We start from the raw sequence: 1,709 nt of genomic DNA, 5'->3' as shown, positions 1-1,709 counted from the left end.
AAACCAACACCCTAAAAAACGAAGCCGATAGCACGCCTGTCATCACGGAAAAAACGGAATATAGCGATATTTCTTTCCAAAAACCAGAGGATTTTCATGGTAGCGGAGATGGGTTGTTATATCACAATACACAGCAAGATCTTTGGGGAAAAGGGCACATTGAAGAGCCGGACTCATTTCTCGGTATTAACATCGAGCATACATTATTTAGTTTGGACGAAGTACTTTTTGATAATAAGGAAGGATCATACGGCAAAGCAACATTGAAAGATGGAACAGTCTACAAGGCTTTTACTTGGGTAAAAGGACGGGCGCATGGTAGAGATCATATGCAGACATATAAATGGAATGGTGATAGGTGGGGGTTCTTATCCCCAAACGAACACTGGTCACATATGACAGAAAAGACTGTCACACAAGCATTTTCGCATAAACCAACTGTTTCGGGGATGATACAATCTAGTGGCAATCTCATCATTAACGCTGATACCATTGACAACCATTATAGCTCTATGAGAGCAGGGGGAAATGCCGATATCCACGCCAATGTGCTCACCAATTTGGGGGCAACAGCTTATAAAAACACTTATCTTGGTTGTCAGGCTTATACAGACAGTTGTTATGGCTATAAAGCTGATGGAAGCCGCGATGTTTCTTTAGATATAGCCGATGGCAAGGATCGCCATACTGGTTCAGAAGCTCTTGATGCAGCTCCTGGTCTTGTCCAAGCGGGTGGCACGTTGAATTTGGTGGTCGATCAACTCAATAACACGGCAGCGGAAGGTTCGATTACAGGGGATGCGCATTTTAAAGCACAAGCAGTTGAAGGCAATCCACTGGAGTCCTTAAGTGGTTTAACTGGGGCTGGCGCTCTCTTTACACCAACAGTCGATCTCAATAATGCGGGGGAACTTGCTGAGGGGCTTCCTTTACCAAAACCCCAATCGGGGGGTGTTGGGGGCACGCTGCCCAATCAAAATTTCATTTATGAAACTAGAGCAGAATTCCTTGATGTTGGCAAGTTTTATGGCTCAGCCTATTATTTGAACAGAATTGGTTACAATCCTGACAGAGAGATTTTTTTCTTAGGCGATGCATATTTTGAAAAGCAGCTGATTGAAAAACAAATGCGTGATCTGGTTGGTCAAGGTTTGGGCAAAGGTTCCTTTATTCCTGGAAGTGATGCCATTGAACAAGTCAAAACCTTGCTAGATGGTGGGGCAGACTATGCAAAAGCCCACAATCTCCCCTTTGGTGAGGCTTTGAGTGAAGAACAATTGGCGTCCCTAGAAGCCCCAATGGTGATTTATGTGCGCCAACAGGTCAAGGGCATGGATGTTTACGCACCGGTGCTTTACATCCCTGAAAAAGACAGAGCCTCCTTTGTTTCTGCTGGGGCTTTGATCATGGGCGATGATGTCAATATCACCAGCCAAAATACAAGCAATTCCACAATAACCAATTCAGGGCGGATTGCGGCAAATAACCAATTGCATGTGCATGGCGGGGATATCCTCAGTCAAGGAGGGCATTTTGCTGCTGGTGGGGATGCTGTTCTCCTTGCGGAGAAGAATATTCGTTTAGATGCAGGGCGCACAACGGTTGACGGCGTGGAGACCGTTTTAAATACCGAGGCGCTTTCTGCTGGTGGTAATGCAACGGTGATTGCTAAACAAAATATCACCGCCTCCGGGGTGGGGATCACCACC

General features: G+C 45.6%; 1 pseudogene. It reads left to right on the top strand.

The features are described 5' to 3' along the window. Positions 1-1,709, top strand: a pseudogene (locus tag ACFILN_RS08395) (filamentous hemagglutinin); the annotation flags it as partial.

Source organism: Bartonella sp. CL434QHHD, assembly GCF_042195145.1.
In the GTDB taxonomy this organism is placed as follows: domain Bacteria; phylum Pseudomonadota; class Alphaproteobacteria; order Rhizobiales; family Rhizobiaceae; genus Bartonella.
This window is presented reverse-complemented; position numbering and strand designations above follow the sequence as displayed.